Genomic DNA, 22,371 nt, shown 5'->3' with positions numbered 1-22,371 from the left:
ATCGTCCTTTTATGGGATGAATGGGCAAGCTACGGTCACATCATTTATGCTGGGCTTAAGGATATGCTTGAGATAAGGCTTAAGATATGGCTAAAGTTAAAGCTTAAGCATACCAGCGTAGTCCGTATGTTTATTCCTCAACAGTCAGATAGAATGTTTCTGCAAATGCAGCAAGAATCAAGAAAACAGAAACAAGCTGAAAGTGCGTCTTATAATAACTTTTCCACTGCCGCTATCTTGTCAGCCCGAGGGGTATGCACATAGAAGCGTGTGGTGGTTTCTACCGAGCTATGCCCAGCCAGCCTTGATACTGTCGGCAGTGGAACGCCTTCCTGGATAAGCCTGGTGCAAAAAGTATGTCGGATAACATGGCTGCTGATTCTATCAATTCCTGCATCGGCACAATACTTTTTGAGAATTTTGTCGACAGCTTCTCTGCCAAGCGGACCACGCTGCCCGATGAAAATATTGTCAGAGGATGAAACTCGTATTTTCAGGTATTCATCCAATGCCGAACGAGCCTGGGCGTTGAGCGGGCATTCTCTATATTTACTGCCTTTTCCTTGGCGGATGATGACGTAGCTATAATTGATATTGCCATTCCGTTCCGTCAAGTGGACATCCTCGAGGGAAAGCGAAACAAGTTCGCTTACTCTTACGCCGATATTATAAAGCAATTCATAGATGGCGATATCTCGCTTGTTTCCCTTTGCATAGATGGCACGTTTGAGTTTGTTTTGCTCTGTGCGTTCCAGGGTCTTTATTTCTCGGTCAGAAGGGTCGGCGAGAAGAAGCCCAGCGATAGGTATATCCTTGCTCAACCCTTTTTCAACCAAGAACTGGTTGAAGCTTTTTAACGCTGCCATTTTCCTGTTAATAGTGGCTGGCTTCCTTCTCAAAATATTTAACAAGAAGCCACGGAACTCCCGAGCATCCTGCTCCAGGACTTGACAATCAAATTTCTTGCCGTATGTAATTGCGAACCATTCTACAAATTCATGCACGTCCGAGACAAAACTGCTGATGGTGTTTGGACTTTTCTGTGCCGTCTTCAGGTGGTTTTCATATTCGGTTATCCAATTCAATTCGATTTCCCCTTTCTACGTAATAGGAATGATTAAGCATACTGGCCTTATAATCTGGCTTCATAAATTTACATTATGTCGCCAGTTGACGATTTCCCGAAACGAAAGCATGCGGTTTTCCGTGCTTCAAAATAAAAATAAGATTCAGATATCTGGTCACATAAGTATTCAAGGCTGTTTTTCAGAGTCATCAGTTATAAATGTTAACTCCAAAAGTCTATGTAGATCGTGGAGCATATCTGCGGCAGTGGTAGCATGGTAATCAAACACACGCTTGTTGAGCACAGACGTTTCCTCTTTCATTGAATGAATATCGTTGAAATAGATAATCAGGTCACTCAACATTTTTAACAGGAGCTGGAATTCTGCTTCTGTAACCTTTTCATTTTTGATTAAGCCTATAGCACCAGATAGAGTTTCAAAAAGGTAGAAAAACTTACTGGTATCGCCGATGGTGGATTCTTCAAATTCTTTTAGAAAAACATTTTGGATATTAGCTGTATCGACAAGCTTGGGATCTCGTATGTTTGTCCGCCCCATTAAATAATCAAGAGACACATTAAATAGCTCTGCCGCTTTGCATAGGGTTGCAATGGATGGCTCTGCACGATTTTTTTCATATTTAACCCAGGCCGCATCCGAAACACCAACAAGTTTTCCTATTGCACGCATTGTCAATTTTTTCTCATTTCTCAACATAGCTAAACGTTCACCAATCATAGTCTCACTCCTCTGATAAGAGTATATCATATAACTGCTAAAAAGTAAGCAAAAATAGTAACAAGTAAAACTTGCATTGTGGTAAAAATAGATGTTACAATAAAGTCATCTAAAAAGTAAGCGAAGGGGTGTGATGACCATGAATATCTACAAAAGTCTTGATTATCTCTATGACGGTGAACGGATATCGGTAGAGCGGGCAAGACGTGGAATCAGCATGAGACAACTTGCTGAACAGGCAAAGTTGGATGTTAAGACAATAGCCAGGATTGAGCAAAATCAAGTCCGACCAAGACCACAGACCGTAGGTAGAATTGCCGCAGTGCTTGGAATGGACATAATAGATTTTATAATTTATACATGTTCGAGAAATGAGAACACATCAAATCAGGATGAACGGATGGAGGGATAAGCGATGGGAAATGCATCTAAACGGATAGAAGATCTATTGCCTCGGGATGAAATAGATAGAATTATCGAAGAACTGACGATTGAGGAGATCGTTTTGACCGCATATGATGGATGGATATATGGGGCGAAGACTGGGTATGCGGAACTTAATTTAAAGACAGGGGAACTTGAGACAGGTAGCCTTGATACGGGTGGGTTTTATGCATCGGACGATTATGTATATGTTGTTCTGTATAAGATTGACAGTACAACTGATGTTGTCACTGAAGATAAAGCAGACGAATTTGATGATTATGTCCTTGAAGAGATGTTTGACTGGGTTGAACTTGATAAACAAAAGATAGAGAACGAGCTCGATTACATTTATCAATATTATAACTCATACCACTGACAACTACCGAAGAAATCATCAAGGCAATGGGATTTATCCCAAATAAAAGATTCAGCAAGATAAAACAACAAACAATATATCATGGACGGTCCATTCCATAGGAGCCGTCTCAAAGGGGGAATGTATGGATGGTGAAAAAGTATAACAAACAAGGATTCGTTGATTATGACGAATTGTTCGATAAACTGCTCGCTATGAGTATCGATCCAATATTTCGGACTGCTTTTGCAGGCTGGAGATACGGGGAGAAGACGGGTGTAGCTCTTTTAGATCTGCGAACTGGAGAGTTGCTTTCAAAAAGTGTGAGCATTGGCAGTGAAAGGGAGTGTGCAGCTGCACATGAAATCGTCGTGTACAGTATATCAGCTGATACAAACGTTCTGGACTGGGATTTTGTGCTTGACCAATACGACATGCTGATAGGAGGACTAATCACAGCAGAACAGTATGCTGAAATCAGAAAGGGTAACGATGAGAGCATCATTCAAGAAGTAAGAGAAAAATATCTACTGAAGAAAAATCAATCCTTTGAAGAACTTGCGATTCAGGGTTTTATGGAACATCAAGAACTTGAATGGTTCTTTATCCATGAGCAACTCCGTGACAAATACCGAGGATAATGGCAACGAGTGGGGTTGAGCTATATGCTTAACCCCTTCAGTGCCTTCGGGGGTGAAAAATGTGGGCAGATATAACTCCGAATGGACGGAGGACAAATATCAAAGATTTATAAATGAAGGAAGAGGGCAGGGAACTGGTGCAGAGTATAAACCATGGCTGACGATAAACGACTATCCGAGCATGGGAAGGGTCAGTCGGATTCTTGGTTGGAAAACAGGAAGAGTGCATCATCTTTTTACGGATCTACAGGCCCGATACTTTTACCTGCTGGAATGGGCAGATCAAGTGATGGACATTCGGGAATGCTTTCCGCTACTAAATGCTGATGAGGTTATACAGAACAAGGCAGGGCTGGACTTCCAGTGCTTCTGTGATAAAAAGACAGGCACACCCTATGTACTGCAGACGACATTTCTTATAACCCTTCGTACCATAAATGGAAAAGAGCAAATCATTGCTCGGACTGTTAAGGCACAATCGGAACTGGAAAAACGGCTTACTCTTGAAAGCTTGGAAATTCAGAGAAGATACTGGGATGCTAAAGGAATAGACTGGGGTGTGATTACCAACAAGGACATTCCTGTATCTGCAGCCAAGAACATTGAATGGCTCCATTCCTCCAAGAACCTCGAGGACAGAGGCTTGGATACGGATGCTGCCGAACAGATAGGGGCACTGCTTCAGGAAGAGATATATCAAAATCCAATGCAATTGAGAAAAGTGCTCCAAGATTTTGAAAAAGAGAATCTGCTGGAAGCTGGCACAGCTTTGGCGGTTTTTAAGTATTTGCTGGCAAACAAAAGATTAAAGATAAACATTACAGAGGCTATCAATCTTAATCTGCCAGCCAATCACATTATTCTTGGTATAGCAGACAGTTCCCAAAGGAAGGTGATGAAATGTTTATAACTGTGAATATGCTGCTCATCTGGAAAGCAACGGAAAATCCAATGACAGAAAGGATTCTTTGGTTCTCAAAGTACGAAAATAGAGCCTTTGCTATAAATACGGATACCCAGGAAATGCCTTATGTCAGGCGTTGGTCGGATTTAGTGACTGCTCTGGAAGAAGGGAGAGCAGAAGAACTCTCAAATGACCCTTATATAAGGATAGTACATGATAGCCAGTTGACCGAGAAAGAGAGAGCAGGAAGGCAAAAGGCCTGGGATACTATCCAGGGGATCGTGATGCAAGAACCTGAAATCTATATGCCCAAGGAACGCAGCCGTCTGGTCAAGGAGGCAGCGAATAGGAATGGCGTGAGTGAAAAATCCATATACCACTATCTTAAGCGATACTGGGTCCGAGGGCAAAATCCTAATGCCTTACTCCCAGATCTGTATCTATGCGGAAAAAAGGGGGTGGATAAAAATGTATCATCGCTCAAGCGTGGTAGACCTCGTGAACAGAAGAACGGAACAGGAATCAATGTTACGGACGATATTAAACAGATCTTTCGGGTGGCTATTAAAAAATATTATTATACAACAGCCCAGCATTCTTTGAAGATGGCATATAATCTGATGCTTAAGGACTTTTTTGCCGAAAGCTATAAATACATCGACGATGTGAAAGTGCCGATTCTCAAGCCGAAGGAAGAGCTACCATCATATAAGCAATTTTTGTACTGGCACAACAAAGAGAAGGATATCCGAAATGAGATTACATACAGAATTAGTGCCAAACGATATGCTCAACAATTTCGTCCCATAATTGGAAATTCAACGAGTGAGGCAATCGGTCCAGGCAGCATCTACCAATTTGACAGTACAGTGGCGGATGTTTATCTTGTTAGCTCCATGAACCGTAATTGGATTGTGGGTAGGCCCTGCGTTTACGTAGCAATAGATGTTTTTTCCCGTATGATTGTCGGTATCTACTGCGGATTCGAGTCGGGCAGTTGGCTGGGAGCAATGAATGCCTTGGCTAACAGCACCGCAGATAAAGTTGCCTATTGTGCAGAGTATGGAATCACTATTAATAATGAAGATTGGGATACGGCATACTTACCCGAAGCTATTCTGGCCGACCGTGGGGAGATGGAAGGTAAGAATGCCGAGAATTTGGTGGATGGTCTTGGCATAAAAATTATGAACACTCCGCCGTATCGTGCCGATTGGAAGAGCATTGTCGAACAAAATTTCCGCCTGACTAACCTGGCGGCCAAGCCATTCTTGCCTGGAGCAGTCCAAAACGGAACAAATTTTCGGGAACGAGGCAGCCGAGATTATAGGCTGGATGCGAAGCTTGATATTCATCAATTTACCCAGATTATGATACGCTGCGTACTCTACCATAACAACCAGCATCACTTATCCCAGTATCATAAAGATGTTGGCATGATTCAGGATGGCATTCCAATGATCCCAAGAGAGATTTGGAATTGGGGTGTTGTAAATCGGGCAGGCAAGCTACGATCAGCCAATGAGGATGTTGTTAAGCTACATCTGATGCCGACGGACGAAGCGACAGTGACGGCCAGAGGGATACGCTTCCAGGGGGTTTTCTATTCATCATCAATTTGCCTGAAAGATAGGATGTTTGAAAAGGCAAGGCAGAAGACATGGAAAATCCAAGTGGCATATGATCCTCGGAATATGGATTACATCTACATCAAGAATCAAGATGGAACTGCGTATGATAAATGCACCATGCTGGAATATCAGACGGCATTCAAACACCGAGCTCTTGAAGAAATCCAATATTATTTTGAGGAGGAAAAACAGAAGAAGGACAAGATTGAGCGTCAGGAGACCCAAGGAAAGGTAGAATTGATATCCCAGATTCAGGATATTGTTAAGAAGGCTGATAGTCTTCACCAGGCGGAGTCTGAAACGAATGAGAGTAAAACAGCCAGACTGAAAGGCATTCGAGATAACAAAAGCCTTGAAAAGGCAGAAGGTCGGGAGCGTGAAGGTTTTGAACTCGGAAAGCAATCTGAAGAAACCCTTGGAACTGTAATTCAGATGCAGAATGAGGCGGAATCAAATGTAGAAGCCAGTCAGTATGATTTACTTGTTCAGCTACAGCAGGAGGCGATGAAAAGAGTTTATGAGTGAGATGATTATGATTCCCAATGGCACAGCTGCGATGATGGCCGAGTATTCACCGCAGGTCATTCACGAATATGCACACAATCCATACACGGAGGCCTTGCCTCCAATCATGCCGCCGCAAGAGATTGCCAGGCGGCTTTCTGCATATCCTCCATACAATCCAGAAGAACGGAAACAGGAAAGTCATTACCGTGTTCATTTTGTCCGTCGATTATTCCAGGTTTTTCAGCCGTTGCCATTCCATCTGGAACTGGAGTCTCGGATATCTATGGCAATGCGGGAGGGTTATGCTGCTCGGAATCCGCTGCGGCCCCAGTTTGCAAAGGCAATACGAGAGGGTTATCAAGTGATTCAGTCGGATAACTGGGAGACTGGATATTCGGGTTGCTATCGGACCACAACACTTGGCTTTAGCCTGATTGGGGTGTCTGGCATCGGGAAGTCAACAGCACTGCATCATTCCCTGAAGCATATACCACAGGTGATACTACATAATAACTTTCACGGAACAAAATTTTCAGCCTACCAGTTGACTTACCTGAAACTTGATTGCCCGATGGATGGAAGTATCAAGGGGCTTTGTGTAGATTTTTTTATCAAAGTCGATTCCCTGCTCGGAACGGAATATTTTAAAAAATTTGGCACCAGCAGACGGAGTACCGACAGTATGGTAGCTACGATGGGACAGGTATGCCAACACCTGGGATGCGGGCTGCTCATCATCGATGAAATTCAGAATTTAAGCCTTGCCAAAAGTGGGGGTGATGAAAAGATGCTTAATTTCTTTGTCAGCCTCAACAATAACATTGGCATCCCGCTTATAACGGTGGGGACACCCAGGGTTTTGAGCATCCTGCAAGGACAACTCCGACTTGCCAGAAGAGCGGACGGTACCCAGGGGTCATTATTCTGGGAACGGATGCAACGGAATCAAGACTGGGATCTCCTTCTGGCAGGAATCTGGCCGTATCAATGGACAAAGAAAGAGATTCCGTTGACCAGCGAGTTAAGTCAAACGCTTTATGACGAGAGCCAGGGAATCATTGATCTGGCGGTAAAGTTATATGCCATGGCACAGATGCAGGCGATTTTGACTGGGCGGGAAGATATCACTCCGATGATGGTAAAGCAAGTTGCAGCTGAAAACCTCAAAATGAGCAGACCAGTCCTGGATGCTATGAAATCAGGCAGTCCTCGGAAGATGGCCAGTTTTGAGGATATCATTTCCGAAGTGGATTTTGATGAATTCGCAAAGAGGGGTAAACAACGGATTGATCTGGATGCCAAGGTCAAAGCTGTGCAGCGAAAAAAAGCGGAGAAGCAAAATCAGGAGTTGAATACCGTTCGGGAGCAGGCGATTTTGGAGGTGGCTAAACTGGATATTCCATCTGCAAAGGCACAACGTGCTGTTAATGCTGTACTCCGAGATAATCCTGGGCAAGGTTCTGTTCAAGAAGTGGTGGTGCAGTCGATACAGCGGTTGACTGGAAATAATCAAGTATCACGGCAGCCCAAAGCCAAGGAAGAAGTTGATGTAGGGGATATTCGACTGATCGTGGCTGACGGTAGAAAAAGTAAGCAGACGGCCTACGAAGCCTTGAAGGCAAATGGTGTGATTAGGACAGTCGAAACAGAGTCTTTCTGGAAGGAGGTGATCTGATACATGCTTTCATTTTTTCCAACGCCGTATCCCGATGAACTTTTGTATAGTGTTTTTGCTCGGTATCACGTCAGGGCGGGGAATAAGAGCTACAAGATGACGATGGGGGAGTTGTTCAATTCCCAGACAGCTTCAGCTATTGTGGATCTGCCATGTAATATTCGTAACCTGGTCGGTAATATGCCGCCCAAGTCACTTTATAATGCAGAAGAGTTGATTCGGGAGCATACGCTGTTTCCTTTCTACACAGCATTTCTGCCTCCCGAACGGGCAAAGCAGATTTATAATTCGATGCTTGGCTCCCGAGGTGGTGATATTTACACCAGAGCGGGCATCATGGCAAACGGGATCTCTGCAAATCGATATTTGAAGTTCTGCCCCGCTTGTGCATCGGAAGCTCTACAGCAACATGGGGAGATGTATTGGCATCGGATACACCAAGTTCCATTTTTATTATGCCCTATCCACAAAATCCAGCTTCTTGACAGTATAGTCCCATGTATAGGAATTAACAAGCATGAATATATATCGGCATCTCCAGAAAACTGTCCCAAGAGTGAGGTCAAAGACCTTAAGCCAGAAATCCAACAGCATTTAAGGACGTTGACGGACTTGTCACAATGCTTGATAGACCTGTCGTTACCGAACCGAGAACTGGAATGGTTCAAGTTTCAATATCGTGAGATTTTGAAAACAAAAGGATATGCGTCAGCGAACGGAACATTGAGGAAGAAGAAGCTATTATCAGATTTTCTGGAGTTTTATGGAGCTGAATTTCTTCAACTGCTTCAATCGCCGATCAAAATATTTGGTGATAGCAACTGGCTGACCGATATGCTGTACAGTAAGGAAAAAGCTGCCCATCCAATCAGACATCTGCTGTTCATAGGCTTTCTTGGCATATCAATGAAAGACTTGTTTTTTAGAAAGTTTGAGTATTCGCCGTTTGGCTCGGGACCATGGCCATGCCTAAACCTGGCGGCAGATCACTATCTTGAACCCATAATTGGAACGGTGAAAGTACAATACAATGCAGATAATAAGAGGCCGCTGGGCATTTTCGCCTGTGGCTGCGGATTTGTTTATACCCGTAGTGGACCAGATAAGGCCGATACGGATCGATATACGTTTGGAAGGATCAGAACATTTGGGCATGTGTGGGAATCGAAGCTTAAAGCGGTTGTAGCTGAAAAGCACAGCTTACGGGAAACTGCCAGACTGATGGGTGTAGACCCTGCGACTGTGAAAAAACATGCGAAACGACTGGGTATTGAAACCTTCTGGGAGAATAGAAAGGAGGAGGAAAATCGAATTGATGCCAAAGCAGAGAAGCTTAATACGGAAATGGAAGAAAATAAAATCCGTGAGCAGCATCGGGAAATGTGGTTACAGCTCCAACATGAGAATCCACATAAAGGGAAAAAGGAACTGCGTCTTATGAATCGAGGAACATATGCTTGGCTGTACCACAACGATCGGAAATGGATGGATGAACATTCTCCAGCTCGGAAGAAGGTTTATGTCAATACACGGGTGGACTGGGAGAAGCGGGATTTGGATATATGCCAGCAGGTGCAGGAACTTGTAGAAGAAATGAGGAATTCCGAGGAGAAACCAATACGGATATGCACATCGAGTATTGGTAAATCGTTGGGGCTTCGGGCGATCCTGCAACAACATATGGAGAAACTCCCGAGAACCAATGCTTATATCAAGTCTGTTGCCGAGGCAGATTCGGAATTCCGCCTGCGGAGGATTTGTTGGGCGGTAAGGAAAATGAAAAAAGAAGGAGAAGACATAGCAGAATGGAGAATTCTAAAGAAAGCTGGAATTCGGACAGAATACTTATATGAACTAAAAAATATGAATTTGCTTGAGTTGGACAATGAAAGGTAGGTAAGATATAACGGGCGTGGAATAGGTAATAATTTGAAATAATATAGTGATAAGATGTGTCAATTTGGTGATGAGATTGAGAATATGAAAAATCAAATTATTAAAAATATCATCCTACTGATGTCATCCTTTTCGGCTCATATGTAAAGGGTTTAGTTGAGCATGGAAGCGATATAGATATTTGCGTAATTCTGGAGACACAAGATAAAAGACAAACATTAAGAGAGATGCTTGTCAATATAGAATATGGTGTGGATTTAGATATAGTTATATACACACCTTCAGAGTGGTCGAGATATAAGGACGATAAGGCAAACTTTGCAAATATCATTAAGAGAACTGGAGTGAGCTTGGTTGGTTGATTCAGTTACAGTTAAGCATAAAGAGTGGTTTGAAATGACCAAAAAGATATGAGAAGTGCTGAAATTCTTTTAGAGCATAATGCTGACAACGGGATAGTGTGTTTTCATTGCCAGCAGGCTATCGAGAAATACTTAAAAGGATTTCTTATAAATGCTACTGGAGAGTTACAAGAAGGGCACAATTTGGTTAAGCTCTGTAAAAAGGCTGTAGCCTATGATAGGGCTTTAAGTGAATTTACTAAAGACATGGCTTTTGTAAATACATATTATATTGAGGCCAAATACCCCGCAGAGGATCCTCTTTTGTCAGTAAAGAAGACGCAGAAGGATGTATTAAAATAGCTACGAAAGTCATTTCCTTTACCAATTTTTATTTTTAAGCAAATTAAGCTGGCATTGCAACCAATTGATAATCTCCTTTTTATCTTTATTTATGGGGGCAATCTGATCCCAAATTTCCTTAAAATATTCTTCAAAGGCTTTAACAAGCATAGGCTCTTCAACAGATAACCGTACTTTGGGCATGGTTTTTGAAGGCTCGTATGATTCCAGCGTTACGGCTTTCTTTTCTTTAACTATGCAGCAGAAATTAAAGCATTGTATAGTTTTATCAGGATTTTGCGACATAAATGTAATATTATAATTATTATACTTTTCAAGTAGTCTAATAATATTCTGTAAAAGTTCAATAACGTCTTGGACTTCTAAATTAATTATCTCAACCCCATTATGGTAATAAAAGTAAAACTTTCTATATTTGATTAGATTATTAATACAATCTATCGAGAAGATGTCCGTATACTCATAAATATGAATATTTGACAAAAATGCCTTCAATCGTCTTGTGTAAAATTCCAATGACGTTAGTATTTCATCATGTGAAAGGTTTTTTCTTTGTAAGAGTTTTGAATATAAATTTTCTGGTAGCGTCAAAATACTAAAGTCATATTTGTACAGAACCCTATTACCTATACTCTCTTCGCTTTCAGCCATACAATAACCATATTCAATAGCATTATCCTGCGAATAATACTTTGCGAGGGGATGGGCATAAGTCGTAAGAATATTATTAAAGTAATTCCTGAAAATATTAACAGCAACATTGTTTTTATAATAAAAAGCGGTATCAACTCCTGAACATAATTTGTCCGATAAGCAAAATAATGCTCCTATTTCTGGAACGATAATGAACTCTTTATCTGTAGTAAAAATGTCATATTTCTTTAAATAATATGGGTGGAATTTCCCAGTATTTATAAGCAATTTTGAGAAATTGATAAATCTTATTGTTCTATTAATATTATTATTCAATCTCAATAAAAACAGTACATTCCAGCCGTTATTTATAGCTTCTAATACAGCATTTCTCAAATGAATTAAGCCACTATCATAGTTTATGTCCAACTCATTATTAAATGAAATATAGATCGTATTGTTATTATTGCACTTCTGGTTTGCAGCAGCTTCGAGCAAAGAAATACCTGCAGATAAAACATTTTTACGTCCAATAATTACTTTATCTTCACTTGACATATTTATGCAGAAATTAGGATTATATGTAGTCAATGCAGGATTACTACTTCTAATATTACCATCTACTTCAAAACCAAATTGATAGTTATCCAAAAAATTGGAGATTTCTTTTTTGCTAATTGAGTGAGCTTTACTTTCTTTTACTGCCTTCTTTTTACATTCGATAGAATAACCTTGTGATTGCAATAATATCTTCTTTATTTTATCTTTTATGCTAATTTCTCTTTCACTGTCTCCACATACTCGTAAGAAAAGCTCGTTTAAATGCTGCTCTTGAAAAGAATTTAGAATACTATTTGAAAGGTATTCCGAAATACTTTCAATGTAGGTTGTGTTATATGAAGGCGTTCTTTTTTCATTAATCCAACGGTTAACAAGTGATCTATCTATATTTATAGCTTTGGATAATCGGTTGATACTAATATCCAAAGTAGAAAGTAAAAAATGAAGACATTCACCAAATTTCATGTTTGTTACCATATCGTTATTTTTCTCCCTATAAAATCAGTATGTAGTCAGAGTTGTAATAATTATATAACCAAATTGTACGATGGGTAAACATAAAAATGTCACAACCGTGGCTGGGACATTTTTATCAAAAAAGTATGAAAAGAGGATCTTTCATTATACAATTACAAATATAAAAGACATAAATATACAAAATAAATGTAATTACGACTAATAATCTTTAATAAGAGAGGGTGCATATATTGCAATTTAAGAGTATTAAAACAAAACTATCTTTATTTTTTGGGGCATTACTACTTATAATCTGTGCTGGACTTGGAGTTGTATCGTATATGGCTTCGGCAAACGACTTATCTTCCAGCATAGATGAATCGCTGTCCCAATTGGCTAAAGAGGCTTCAAAGGTTGTGCAGGAAAGAGTCAATATCCAGCTGAATGCTCTGGAGGTTTTGGCTGAAATTGACTTAATAAAAAATAATGAATCCACGTTAGATGAAAAGCTGGAATTGCTGAAAAATGAAGTAAAAAGAAATGGTCATTTGAGGATGGGCATTTCAGATATGTCTGGTAATGCTAAATATACAGACGGAGAAATTATTGACATTTCCGATAGGGATTATTTTAAAACAGTATTGGATGGAGAAAGCACAGTTTCAGACCCAATTGTTAGCAAGACTGACAATAATGTAGTAATATGCTATGCAGTCCCAATTAAAGATGGCAATACAGTCAAGGGTATGCTTATCGCTACCCGTGATGGAAATGAATTGAGTATGCTTACAGATGACATCCATTTTGGCAAAAGTGGGGAAGCCTTTATGATTAATAGTAAAGGAACAATGGTGGCCTATAAAGATAAGAATCTTGTCATAAAAATGGATAATAACTTTGAAAATGTCAAAAAAGACCCTGGACTAAAATCTCTGGTAGAGTTGGAAAAGCAAATGGTTGAAGGAAAAGAGGGAGTAGGTGAATATACTTACAAGGGTATAACCAAATATATGGGTTTTGCCCCTGTAAAAGGGACCGACTGGTCATTGGCTATAACAGCTCCAAAGTCCGAAGCCATGGCAAAGGTAAATAACCTTGCGAAAACCATGCTGATTGTATCATTGATCTTTCTGGGAGCCAGTATAGTAATTACCTTCCTGATAGCATCAGGCATATCAAAACCTATCAAAACAGCTTCAGATTACCTTACAATTGTAGCAACTGGGGATTTTACAAAGGAAGTCCCTGCAATGCTGCTTAAAAAGAAGGATGAAACAGGGGCCCTTGCAAATGCAATGCAAACCATGCAGACATCAGTAAAAGATATTATTAAAAAAGTTGTTGACGAGTCATCTATTGTAAGCCAGATGCTTATCAATATTCATACCAATATGGAGCAGCTTAACAAAAGCATAGAAGGAATCTCTGCAACAACGGAAGAACTATCGGCAGGAACCGAGGAAACCGCCTCCTCCACAGAAGAAATGAATGCCACTTCTACGGAAATTGAAAAAGCTGTGGAGTCTATTGCATATAAAGCACAGGAAAGTGCTGTCACAGTAAGCAATCTAAATAAGATGACCGAAGAAATGAAACAAAACGCAATAGCATCAAAAGAAAATACTGACGGAATCTATGGAAAGACAAAAAACAGCCTGCAGAGAGCAATTGAACAATCAAAAGCGGTTAACCAAATCAATGAATTATCCGAGGCTATCCTTGCAATAACTTCGCAAACCAATCTGCTTGCGTTGAATGCGGCTATTGAAGCTGCCAGAGCTGGTGAAGCAGGCAAAGGTTTTGCAGTTGTCGCCGATGAAATCCGAAAGCTGGCAGAGGATTCTAAAAATACGGTAACCAGGATACAGGAAGTCACCAAAGTAATACTGGAAGCCGTCAATAACCTTTCAGCCAGCTCAAGTGAGATCCTGGAGTTCATTGACAAACAGGTATTGAGTGACTATGAAAACCTTGTCGAATCCAGTGAGCAATATAGTCAGAATTCATCCAGCATAAATGACATGGTGACTGATTTCGGTGCAACTTCCGAAGAGCTTTTAGCTTCAGTCCAGAATATGGTCAAAGCTATAAATGTAATAGCGGGGGCTTCCAACGAAGAAGCCCAGGGAGCTGCTAACATAGCCCAGGAAGCATCAGCCGTAACACAGATGTCGAATGATGTTATCAAACTGTCTGAATCAGCAAACGAAAAGTCAAATTTGCTTATAACGACTGTCTCAAAGTTTAAGATATAAAAAGGCTTTTAAAGATGTTGGCAATTGATATTAAAAGTGAACATATGGAAAATATCGTATGAGAGGAAGACTGCTGTGAACAGGGATGTAGATATATCTCCATACTTAAATACAGGAGATTATCATAAGGTATCAAATCAATTCTTTACATATTTTGAAGATAAGGGCGGGCTTTTGAACAGAATTCTTCAAAACAGTCAGATGGTTGTAGTGGTATGGGCTTTAGACGGCAAAATTATTTGGTTTAATAAACATGCTTGGCAGATAACTGGTTTTAGTAAAAACGGCTTGGATGGAACAGCAAGTATAAATTCAATTATTCCGCAGGATGTTGCTTTCCATATTAAAAAGAAATTAAGGAGTATTGAAGATAAGAACCTGCAGTACAGATTCGGTGGCCAATTAGTTTCAAAAGACGGCAGAGAGGTTTGCATTGAATGGGACAATTATATAATCAGTGATGATGAAGGCAGAGAACATATTGTATCTGTAGGAATTGACATTACAAACCTGAAAAATGCTGAAGAGCGGCTTGAAAAGGCAAATAGCGATTTGGCTGCCGCCAACGAGGAATTGACGGCCCAGCAGGAAGAATTGTCAGCTATGAATGAGGAACTCATGGCACAGGAAGAGGAGCTGAAATACAACCTATACGAATTAAAGAAGCAGAAAGAGGCTTTACAAAGGAGTGAGGAACGGTACAGACTGGTGGTTGAAGGTGCAAGTGATGGGTTATGGGATTGGGACCTGGTTAACGATACTGTCTATATATCTAAAGAGTGGAGCATCATGCTGGGCCTTGGGGAAGAAGAAATTTGCGGATACTATGAGAAATGGAAGAAACTTATTCATCCAAAGGATGCCAAAAAATATAGGCGACAGATTTTTGAAGAAAATTGCAGATAGGTTTAAAGCATGCATTAGAGATGCAGATATATTATGCCGAATAGGAGGGGACGAGTTTGCACTGTTAGTACCTGATATTACTAATTTAAATGACGTAGATAAAATTGCGCGAAGAATTATAGATTCGTTTAAACAGCCTCTAACTGTTAGTGGCCACAAATTTTCCAGCACAGTCAGTGCAGGTATTGCTATATATCCCAATAACGGAAGAGATGGAAAAAGCCTTCTAAAAAAAGCGGATATAGCCATGTATAAGGCAAAAGAAGGAGGCAAAAGTAACCTGCAGTATTTCAATAATTACTTGAGCAGGGAGATAAACCTGCGTAATGATATAAAAAAGGATTTAAAAAATGCAATACATAATGGCGAGTTATTTTTATGCTATCAGCCGCTTATAGACGCAAAGACAAAAAAGACGGTATGCTTGGAGGCACTAATAAGATGGAAACACCCCAGAAAAGGAATAATAGGCCCTGTAGAATTCATCCCCATTGCAGAAGAGACAAGGCATATTATATCGATAGGCGAGTGGGTCCTTAAAAATGCCTGCAAACAATTGAAGGAATGGCATAAAACAGGGCGCACAGACTGTGGTTTATCGATAAATGTTTCCGCTATTCAACTGCAGCAGCCTGATTTTGCAGAAGGAGTAATCAGAATCCTTTTAGAAACAGGTCTTTTACCGAAATATCTAATGCTTGAAATTACTGAAAGTGTACTTATAGAGTCGGTTTATAATGTAAAAAGGAACTTAAACCGTTTAAGCAAGAGTGGAGTTAAAATTTCTATTGATGATTTTGGAACAGGTTATAACTCTTTAAAGTATGTCCAGACACTTGCAGCAAACAGCTTAAAGATAGAAAGAACATTTGTTTTCAATATCAAAGCTGATATAAACAAAGTGATTATTGATGCGATAATTTCCCTCGGGCATAAGATTAACGCAGAAATAATTGCAGAAGGTGTAGAAACAAAAGAACAGTATGAGTATCTGAAAGAGAAAGGTTGCAATATAATCCAGGGTTATTATTTCAGTAAACCTCTTTTACCAGAAGAAGCAACGGAATTTTTAAAGGTAAACAGCAACTAAAAGAGGGTGGACTGTAAAGGAGAAAAAAAGGGGAATAACTATTTGACAAACTATTATTTCCCCTTTTTTCTGTTATAAGATACAATTTTAACTTTAAATTACCGAACCCATCTGTTATATAACCATTATTCTTTACTCTGTCTGTGATTATAATCATATCATAATCACTTGGTAATATAATCTTGTATTGTGTTGCTATCATTTAATCTCATCCTCCCTTTGCTTTTGCATTTTAATAATTTTACTCACCATTTTTTACAAATATACACATATATCTTATACCAATCAATTTTCAAGTATCAATAAACTTAATTTTTTTTGATAATATCTAATTTTTATTTATGGGAATGTTTAGCAATTATTAAATGGGCAATAATTTAGGTAAAAGAATAACTAAAATGGCAGATTGTAAACTTTTTAGGGCATCGGAACATACCCAAAGAGATTTGTTATTACATAAGATTCGGTGGTGAAGTAACAGTGGGATCGTTATTTAAGATTATTAAAAACCTTCTATCATATAAAGAAAATACGAGTATTGAAGGCTTTGAGCTTTTAGAAGGTACGAGTGAGGGTAAAGATCAAAAAATAGAATCAAAAGTTGATAAGCAAAATAACGTAAATCAGACCAGCCAAAGTCAGAAAAGTAGTGGACAAAGTAGTAAAAATGAGGCGAAAACTCCTTTATCTGTAGATGGTTGGAATAATGTAAAAAATAAAAAAAACAAAAGTCAGCAGGACAAAAAGAAAGATCTACAGGTGGGAGAAACAATAGCGGCTGAACTCAAGACAAACTTTGAAAGGCTAAAGCAAGAGTTGAATTTTGGCAAAAACCAGGATGTTGTAATTAGAAATCTTAAAGTGGCAAGAAGGATGAATGCTTTTATTGTTTATATTGATGGAATGGCAGATAAAACTACAATTAATAATTTTATCTTGAGGCAACTTATGGATCCAGAACATTTTAGTGACTTTAATGATCGCTGCCCTATGGATTATATTGCTGATAGTGTTCTATCAATTAACGAGGTTACAAAAGAAAAGTATTTTAAGAAAGTAATCATGCAGATTTTATCTGGTGTTACAGCCCTCTTTATTGACGGTTATGAGGAGTCCCTATTAATAGAAAGCAGGGGTTATGAAAAGAGAAACGTAGATAAGCCTGTCACTGAAAATGTTATAAGAGGTGCCCAGGAAGGTTTTACAGAGAATCTACGGACTAATATAACACTAATAAGAAGAGTTATTAAAAACAAAGACCTTATTACTGAAATAATTCCTGTAGGAAAGACTGATCATACAAGTTGTGCAATGCTTTATATTGATGGTATTGCAAATCCTGCCATTGTCAATGAGGTGAAAAGAAGGATCAATGGGCTTGATACAGACTTTGTGGTAGGAAACGGAATACTTGAGGAATTGATAGCAGATAAACCTTACAGCTTTTTCCCGCAGATTATAACAACTGAACGTCCTGATAAAACAGCCGCAAATATTTTAGATGGGAAAGTTGCAATTATTGCTGAAGGCACCCCTTTTGCATCTACAGTGCCAACCAGTTTTTTTGAAGCAATGCAATCTCCCGAGGATTTCTTCTTGAAGTGGCAATTTGGAACGTTCTTAAGGCTTTTAAGGTATCTTGGGTTATTAATGACTCTCTTCCTGCCAGGGCTATATGTAGCACTCACATTGTACCACCAGGAAATGATACCTACTGAACTCCTTACTTCAATAGCAAAATCAAGGGAGAATGTACCATTCCCTACTATCATAGAAATACTGCTTATGGAAGTATCATTTGAACTTATAAGGGAAGCTGGTATAAGAGTACCTGGTGCTATAGGCAACACACTGGGTATAGTAGGGGCATTAATTCTGGGACAGGCCGCTGTTGCAGCGAATATCGTAAGCCCTATCCTTATTATTGTTGTTGCCGTAGGTGGAATTGGGAGTTTTACAATCCCATCATTTTCACTTTCGTTTACTGCCAGAACATTAAGGTTTGTATTTATTTTTCTTGGGGGAATTGCAGGCTTTTATGGTATTTCCGCAGGAATATTTGTTTTTGGCTGCATTACTTGCGGAATTAAGTCTTTCGGAGTACCTTATTTTACACCCGTAGCCCCAAAGACAAGAGCTAATAATGACTTAATTGCAGTAGGTCCTATCTTTGAACAGAAAGAGAGGCCTGATTTTGTGAACCCCCTTGACAGAAAAAGGCAGGGTGAACCCACAAGAAAATGGGCCAAGAAAAAGGGGGAAGACAAATGATAAAGGAAGGGAAATTTGGTGTTTCTGAAGCGGTTTGGCTTGTAACAATTACAATCTCTGCAAAGGTATTCTATACAAGCTCTGCAGTATTGGCAACCCTTGTTGGAACCACAGGTTGGTATACGACGTTAATATCTGCTGCAATTGCAGCATTAGGATTTACCTTTATTTATCTTTTGCTTAAACGCTTTCCCAACAAGGGGCTTGTGGAGATATTTGATATTACATTGGGGCGTTTTGCAGGCTTTATTTTCTCTGGAATTCTTGCGTTTATGATGATGATGATTGCCACTGTAAGAATGAGGGAATTTGCTGAAGTCTTAAAGGTTTATGTATTGCCTCTAACTCCTCCAAGTTTTATCTTGGGAATATTTGTTATAGGGGTTGCAGTAGCTTGTTCATTAGGATTAGAGGCGTTGGCAAGGTGCGCTAAACTAACTGCATACATAATGATATTTGCATTTTTTGCAATTCTTATATTAGGCTGGCAAAATTATGATGTTCATCGGTTGTTTCCAATATGGGGATATGGAGTTGATAAAACATTCTTCAATGGGGTTGTTAGAAACTCTGCTTATGGTGAAGTTATAATTATTGCAGTATTTGCAGGTTCACTTCAAGGCACGAAGTATATAAAAAAGGTAGGTTATATAAGTATTGCCATGTCAGCAGTGTTAATATCTATTTCGATTCTTGCTTATACACTAACATTTCCATACTATGTAGCCTCGGAAGTGACTGCTCCAATGTATGAGATGGCCACCTTGATTGACTACGGAAGATTCCTACAAAGACTTGAGCCTATTTTCCTTTTTATATGGAATATAAGCTCGTTCATATCGGTTACAGCAGTTTTTTACACCTTTACAAGTATATACAGCAAAATGTTCAGAATTCAGGATAGAAAAGCAATTGTAATGCCCTCTGCTATCATTCTGTTTTTTTGCTCCATGATACAAAAAGATATGGTTAGTGTTATTTATGGGAGCGTTGAGGCATTGCGTGAATACGGCGGTATATTCTTGTTTATACCTCCAATAATTGCATTAATCGTTGCAAAGATAAGGAAAAAGGAGGCTATACCGAATGCGTAGGATAATCCTGTTAATTTCAACTTGTGTAATTCTTATGTTAGGCCTTACTGCCTGCTATGATGCAAGAGAGTTAGACGATTCAGCCCATGTAGTCACGTTAGGGATAGACAAAGGAGTGTCGGATAAATGGAGAATAACCGTTCAATTTTCTACTGCAAAGGAAAGTTCGGGAGGTGGCGGCGGTGGAATGGAGCAAGATAAAAAAAGCGGAGGCGGGCAAGAGGAAAGTCAGGATGGTTACACATTTGTCACAATAGATACTCCTTCTTTTTTTACAGGGATCAATATGTTAAATACAACAATAACAAGAAGGTTAAACTTTATGCACACACAGGTTTTAGTTTTTTCAGAGGAACTGGCTAAAGAGGGCTTGATAGGAGAATTTCTTGCTCCTATGGCGAGATACAGGGAGATAAGAAGGTCTCTCCATGTAATTGTGTCGAAAGAACCTGCAACGGATTTTATTAAAGAGAACAAACCTCTATTTGGAACAACACTATCAAAGGGGATGGAGACAATGTCACAGGAAGCAAATGAAATTAGCCTCTTCCCTCATGTTACCCTAAATAACCTTTATGATGGAATGAAATCCACTTACCGTCAGCCTATTGCTATCCTTGCAGCAATAAACGATTTTAACAATTATAAAGAAAAGAGTTCTGAATTTCAAGATAATTCCCAAAATTCCCAAGGTAGAGTAGATTACTATGCTGGGGAACTTCCAAGAAGGGGAGGAAGTAAAATTGAGTTTTTGGGGTCAGCTCTCTTTAACGGAGATAGGATGGTGGGTGAACTCAACGGTGAGGAAACAAGGGTTATGCTTATTGGCAAAGGGGACTTTAAAAATGGTTTTTTCACTATACCTGACCCTAAAAACCCTGGCCTGGCAATTGCTTTAGATGTCCGTCAAACAAGAAAGCCAAATGTAAAAATCAAGTTTGAGGAAGGAAAGCCTGTCATTAATCTAAAATTACAACTCGAAGGCGATATTCTCGCCATACAGTCCAGGGTTAATTATGAAAGCACAGAGCTAAAACCGCTATTAGAGAGTGCTTTTGAGCAGTATTTAAAGAATGGGTTAGATAGTTTGATAGAAAAATGCAAAAACCTGAAAGTGGATGTATTTAACTTTGGAGACACTGCCATAATGCAGTTTGGAACTATACAGGAATGGGAGAAATACAACTGGAAAAAGCAGTTTGAAAAGTCGCAGATTAATACAGAAGTAAAATTTACAATAAGAAAGCCAGGAACAATGCTGAAAAGCTCTCCTATAATATCAACGGAGGGGAAAGAGTAGATGAGATATATAGTGATCGTTTTTTTGCTATTAGTTGCTATATATTTGATGAGCTTTGCAAAATATAACTGGAGCAAAAAGAATAGAACAGCAACGATAGGGGTGGTACTGCTCATGTTGGTATCGATTGCTCTGCCTTTAGTGGTTATGTTTGCCAATCGGGGGTAGTGAGAACTTGTTCCCTTTTCATCCCTTTGTTTACCTTTTAACTATATTTTCAGCCCTCCATCTTCTTCCCAGCCGCCCCAACCCCTTCCGTGCCAGGGAAAAAGAAAACGGATAAAAAATATAGATAAAACCCAGTAGAATTAAGGGACGAGAGGACCACGGCAGACCAGCCAAAGTTCTTCCGTCCCTTTTTAGGTACAGCCGAGGGAAGGACTATTTTAGGACATCCTGAAAGGGGCATGGTTGCAAGGTTTTAGGGACATGGACCTTAACCCTTACCCCTAAATCCTGCCTTTTTCACGGAAGAACCTTATTAGGTTGAACGGGAAAAAGAAAAAAGAAGATTTCGGCGATTTTACGGAAGAAGTGTTTTTGGACGGAAAATCAGGAGCCAGTAAAATCAGGGGTTTGGGGATAGGGGCAGGGAAGGACTTTGGTGGGTGGGAATAGTGATTGTTGGTTCTCAAATAGTTTGAGAATCATATAACTTGACTAATAAGATGGATAGACTTCATAGTATTCTATGATATGTTTATCCGTCTTTTTATTTCGTTAAATATAATATAACTATATTTATAATTCATAGTAAATATAGTATTATACGTTGTGAACTTATAAAACAAATTGGAATTATTAAAGTGGAATGGGATTTAAAATATAGTTTGTCCATTTTGTTTTACATATAGGGGTGCAGCTAATTAATTGGAATATTGGTGGTAGACATTTAAAAGTGTGACAAATAAGAAGTAGTATTGAATTAATGTGAATTATTGTAGACTAAGGATATAATTGTAATGTAGAATATTAATAAGGGGCTAAATTTGAAGGGGGATTGGCTATATGCATGAATGCTTATTTTGTAAAGGCAATAGTGTTGAAAAACTTCCAAATTCAACAACTAAGGATGGCATTATTAGAGATTATAGAAATGAGATTGAAATGCGTGCAAGTTCTAATTATTATTGTCCAGACACTTATTTATGTTTAGATTGTGGCTATTTAATGAAAAAATTAAGCAAGGATGTATTAGAAAAATATAAAGTTGATATGAAGTTTTTTATTGATTAATAAATTGAATAGAGGTATTTATATA

At 39.2% G+C, this 22,371-nt stretch carries 21 protein-coding genes; 17 read left to right on the top strand and 4 right to left on the bottom strand.

Going from position 1 to position 22,371, the window contains the following annotated elements; genetic code table 11:
* Nucleotides 1–209: 209 nt before the first annotated feature.
* Complete coding sequence (locus P0092_RS16290; protein WP_004616379.1) at nucleotides 210–1,085, bottom strand: tyrosine-type recombinase/integrase; 876 nt, start codon at nucleotides 1,083–1,085, stop codon at nucleotides 210–212.
* A gap of 168 nt (nucleotides 1,086–1,253) precedes the next feature.
* Nucleotides 1,254–1,805, bottom strand: coding sequence for a helix-turn-helix domain-containing protein (locus P0092_RS16285; RefSeq protein ID WP_004616381.1), 552 nt, complete (start codon nucleotides 1,803–1,805; stop codon nucleotides 1,254–1,256).
* A 139-nt stretch (nucleotides 1,806–1,944) separates the two neighbouring features.
* Here P0092_RS16285 and P0092_RS16280 point away from each other — a divergent pair, with 139 nt between their 5' ends.
* The 9 genes from P0092_RS16280 to P0092_RS16240 all read left to right on the top strand — a co-directional run bounded on the left by P0092_RS16280 (nucleotide 1,945) and on the right by P0092_RS16240 (nucleotide 10,544).
* Nucleotides 1,945–2,217 (top strand): helix-turn-helix domain-containing protein, encoded by a 273-nt coding sequence (locus P0092_RS16280; RefSeq protein ID WP_051131975.1) that lies wholly within the window; start codon nucleotides 1,945–1,947, stop codon nucleotides 2,215–2,217.
* A 3-nt stretch (nucleotides 2,218–2,220) separates the two neighbouring features.
* Nucleotides 2,221–2,607, top strand: a complete 387-nt coding sequence (locus P0092_RS16275) for a hypothetical protein (RefSeq protein WP_004616385.1) — start codon at nucleotides 2,221–2,223, stop codon at nucleotides 2,605–2,607.
* Nucleotides 2,608–2,735: 128 nt separating this feature from the next.
* Nucleotides 2,736–3,227, top strand: coding sequence for a hypothetical protein (locus P0092_RS16270; RefSeq protein ID WP_004616387.1), 492 nt, complete (start codon nucleotides 2,736–2,738; stop codon nucleotides 3,225–3,227).
* Nucleotides 3,228–3,288: 61 nt separating this feature from the next.
* Complete coding sequence (locus P0092_RS16265; protein ID WP_004616389.1) at nucleotides 3,289–4,137, top strand: heteromeric transposase endonuclease subunit TnsA; 849 nt, start codon at nucleotides 3,289–3,291, stop codon at nucleotides 4,135–4,137.
* On the top strand, nucleotides 4,128–6,287 hold the full coding sequence (locus P0092_RS16260) for a Mu transposase C-terminal domain-containing protein (protein ID WP_004616391.1): 2,160 nt from the start codon (nucleotides 4,128–4,130) through the stop codon (nucleotides 6,285–6,287). The genes P0092_RS16265 and P0092_RS16260 overlap by 10 nt, the downstream gene beginning before the upstream one ends.
* Nucleotides 6,280–7,944 (top strand): ATP-binding protein, encoded by a 1,665-nt coding sequence (locus P0092_RS16255; RefSeq protein ID WP_040758158.1) that lies wholly within the window; start codon nucleotides 6,280–6,282, stop codon nucleotides 7,942–7,944. Before P0092_RS16260 ends, P0092_RS16255 begins: the two co-directional genes overlap by 8 nt.
* A gap of 3 nt (nucleotides 7,945–7,947) precedes the next feature.
* Nucleotides 7,948–9,840, top strand: coding sequence for a TnsD family Tn7-like transposition protein (locus tag P0092_RS16250; protein ID WP_004616395.1), 1,893 nt, complete (start codon nucleotides 7,948–7,950; stop codon nucleotides 9,838–9,840).
* A gap of 125 nt (nucleotides 9,841–9,965) precedes the next feature.
* Nucleotides 9,966–10,202: a nucleotidyltransferase domain-containing protein gene (locus tag P0092_RS16245; RefSeq protein ID WP_338054768.1), complete on the top strand. Its 237-nt coding sequence runs from the start codon at nucleotides 9,966–9,968 to the stop codon at nucleotides 10,200–10,202.
* A 48-nt stretch (nucleotides 10,203–10,250) separates the two neighbouring features.
* Nucleotides 10,251–10,544 carry a HEPN domain-containing protein gene (locus tag P0092_RS16240; protein ID WP_004616397.1) on the top strand — a complete coding sequence of 98 codons (294 nt, stop codon included), beginning with the start codon at nucleotides 10,251–10,253 and terminating at the stop codon, nucleotides 10,542–10,544.
* An 18-nt stretch (nucleotides 10,545–10,562) separates the two neighbouring features.
* Here P0092_RS16240 and P0092_RS16235 read toward each other — a convergent pair whose 3' ends face one another.
* Nucleotides 10,563–12,215: a helix-turn-helix domain-containing protein gene (locus P0092_RS16235; RefSeq protein WP_004616398.1), complete on the bottom strand. Its 1,653-nt coding sequence runs from the start codon at nucleotides 12,213–12,215 to the stop codon at nucleotides 10,563–10,565.
* A gap of 320 nt (nucleotides 12,216–12,535) precedes the next feature.
* On the opposite strand from P0092_RS16235, the gene P0092_RS16230 reads away from it, so the two are divergent.
* Genes P0092_RS16230 through P0092_RS16220 form a run of 3 tightly spaced genes read left to right on the top strand, consistent with a single transcriptional unit; the run spans nucleotide 12,536 to nucleotide 16,445 of the window.
* Complete coding sequence (locus P0092_RS16230) at nucleotides 12,536–14,449, top strand: methyl-accepting chemotaxis protein (RefSeq protein ID WP_081580209.1); 1,914 nt, start codon at nucleotides 12,536–12,538, stop codon at nucleotides 14,447–14,449.
* A gap of 36 nt (nucleotides 14,450–14,485) precedes the next feature.
* Nucleotides 14,486–15,355 (top strand): PAS domain S-box protein, encoded by an 870-nt coding sequence (locus P0092_RS16225; protein WP_276186974.1) that lies wholly within the window; start codon nucleotides 14,486–14,488, stop codon nucleotides 15,353–15,355.
* Nucleotides 15,309–16,445 (top strand): putative bifunctional diguanylate cyclase/phosphodiesterase, encoded by a 1,137-nt coding sequence (locus P0092_RS16220; protein ID WP_051131977.1) that lies wholly within the window; start codon nucleotides 15,309–15,311, stop codon nucleotides 16,443–16,445. Before P0092_RS16225 ends, P0092_RS16220 begins: the two co-directional genes overlap by 47 nt.
* On the opposite strand, the gene P0092_RS16215 is transcribed toward P0092_RS16220, so the two are convergent.
* Nucleotides 16,387–16,647 (bottom strand): DUF4865 family protein, encoded by a 261-nt coding sequence (locus tag P0092_RS16215; RefSeq protein ID WP_004616402.1) that lies wholly within the window; start codon nucleotides 16,645–16,647, stop codon nucleotides 16,387–16,389. The two genes, P0092_RS16220 and P0092_RS16215, sit on opposite strands and share 59 nt — an antisense overlap.
* A 278-nt stretch (nucleotides 16,648–16,925) precedes the next feature.
* Here P0092_RS16215 and P0092_RS16210 point away from each other — a divergent pair, with 278 nt between their 5' ends.
* From P0092_RS16210 to P0092_RS16190, 5 genes are all read left to right on the top strand, one after another.
* Nucleotides 16,926–18,716, top strand: a complete 1,791-nt coding sequence (locus tag P0092_RS16210; RefSeq protein ID WP_004616405.1) for a spore germination protein — start codon at nucleotides 16,926–16,928, stop codon at nucleotides 18,714–18,716.
* Complete coding sequence (locus P0092_RS16205) at nucleotides 18,713–19,810, top strand: GerAB/ArcD/ProY family transporter (protein ID WP_004616407.1); 1,098 nt, start codon at nucleotides 18,713–18,715, stop codon at nucleotides 19,808–19,810. Before P0092_RS16210 ends, P0092_RS16205 begins: the two co-directional genes overlap by 4 nt.
* Complete coding sequence (locus P0092_RS16200; RefSeq protein ID WP_004616408.1) at nucleotides 19,803–21,110, top strand: Ger(x)C family spore germination protein; 1,308 nt, start codon at nucleotides 19,803–19,805, stop codon at nucleotides 21,108–21,110. The genes P0092_RS16205 and P0092_RS16200 overlap by 8 nt, the downstream gene beginning before the upstream one ends.
* Before the next feature lie 486 nt (nucleotides 21,111–21,596).
* Nucleotides 21,597–21,728: a hypothetical protein gene (locus tag P0092_RS16195; protein WP_276186973.1), complete on the top strand. Its 132-nt coding sequence runs from the start codon at nucleotides 21,597–21,599 to the stop codon at nucleotides 21,726–21,728.
* A gap of 390 nt (nucleotides 21,729–22,118) precedes the next feature.
* The gene (locus P0092_RS16190) at nucleotides 22,119–22,346 is read left to right on the top strand and encodes a hypothetical protein (RefSeq protein WP_004616411.1); all 228 of its coding nucleotides are present in this window, start codon (nucleotides 22,119–22,121) and stop codon (nucleotides 22,344–22,346) included.
* The last annotated feature ends 25 nt before the right edge of the window (nucleotides 22,347–22,371 follow it).

This window comes from Ruminiclostridium papyrosolvens DSM 2782, assembly GCF_029318685.1.
Lineage (GTDB): Bacteria > Bacillota > Clostridia > Acetivibrionales > DSM-1351 > Ruminiclostridium > Ruminiclostridium papyrosolvens.
The sequence above is the reverse complement of the archived record's forward strand: the minus strand, read 5'-3'. Positions and strand labels throughout refer to the sequence as shown.

What these genes read in the sequence shown, in the direction of transcription:
- P0092_RS16285 (WP_004616381.1), bottom strand. Translation starts at nt 1,805, where the DNA reads ATGATTGGTGAACGTTTAGCTATGTTGAGAAATGAGAAAAAATTGACA.
- P0092_RS16280 (WP_051131975.1), top strand. Translation starts at nt 1,945, where the DNA reads ATGAATATCTACAAAAGTCTTGATTATCTCTATGACGGTGAACGGATA.
- P0092_RS16275 (WP_004616385.1), top strand. Translation starts at nt 2,221, where the DNA reads ATGGGAAATGCATCTAAACGGATAGAAGATCTATTGCCTCGGGATGAA.
- P0092_RS16270 (WP_004616387.1), top strand. Translation starts at nt 2,736, where the DNA reads ATGGTGAAAAAGTATAACAAACAAGGATTCGTTGATTATGACGAATTG.
- P0092_RS16260 (WP_004616391.1), top strand. Translation starts at nt 4,128, where the DNA reads ATGTTTATAACTGTGAATATGCTGCTCATCTGGAAAGCAACGGAAAAT.
- P0092_RS16255 (WP_040758158.1), top strand. Translation starts at nt 6,280, where the DNA reads ATGAGTGAGATGATTATGATTCCCAATGGCACAGCTGCGATGATGGCC.
- P0092_RS16250 (WP_004616395.1), top strand. Translation starts at nt 7,948, where the DNA reads ATGCTTTCATTTTTTCCAACGCCGTATCCCGATGAACTTTTGTATAGT.
- P0092_RS16240 (WP_004616397.1), top strand. Translation starts at nt 10,251, where the DNA reads ATGAGAAGTGCTGAAATTCTTTTAGAGCATAATGCTGACAACGGGATA.
- P0092_RS16235 (WP_004616398.1), bottom strand. Translation starts at nt 12,215, where the DNA reads ATGGTAACAAACATGAAATTTGGTGAATGTCTTCATTTTTTACTTTCT.
- P0092_RS16230 (WP_081580209.1), top strand. Translation starts at nt 12,536, where the DNA reads ATGGCTTCGGCAAACGACTTATCTTCCAGCATAGATGAATCGCTGTCC.
- P0092_RS16220 (WP_051131977.1), top strand. Translation starts at nt 15,309, where the DNA reads ATGCCAAAAAATATAGGCGACAGATTTTTGAAGAAAATTGCAGATAGG.
- P0092_RS16215 (WP_004616402.1), bottom strand. Translation starts at nt 16,647, where the DNA reads ATGATAGCAACACAATACAAGATTATATTACCAAGTGATTATGATATG.
- P0092_RS16205 (WP_004616407.1), top strand. Translation starts at nt 18,713, where the DNA reads ATGATAAAGGAAGGGAAATTTGGTGTTTCTGAAGCGGTTTGGCTTGTA.
- P0092_RS16200 (WP_004616408.1), top strand. Translation starts at nt 19,803, where the DNA reads ATGCGTAGGATAATCCTGTTAATTTCAACTTGTGTAATTCTTATGTTA.
- P0092_RS16190 (WP_004616411.1), top strand. Translation starts at nt 22,119, where the DNA reads ATGCATGAATGCTTATTTTGTAAAGGCAATAGTGTTGAAAAACTTCCA.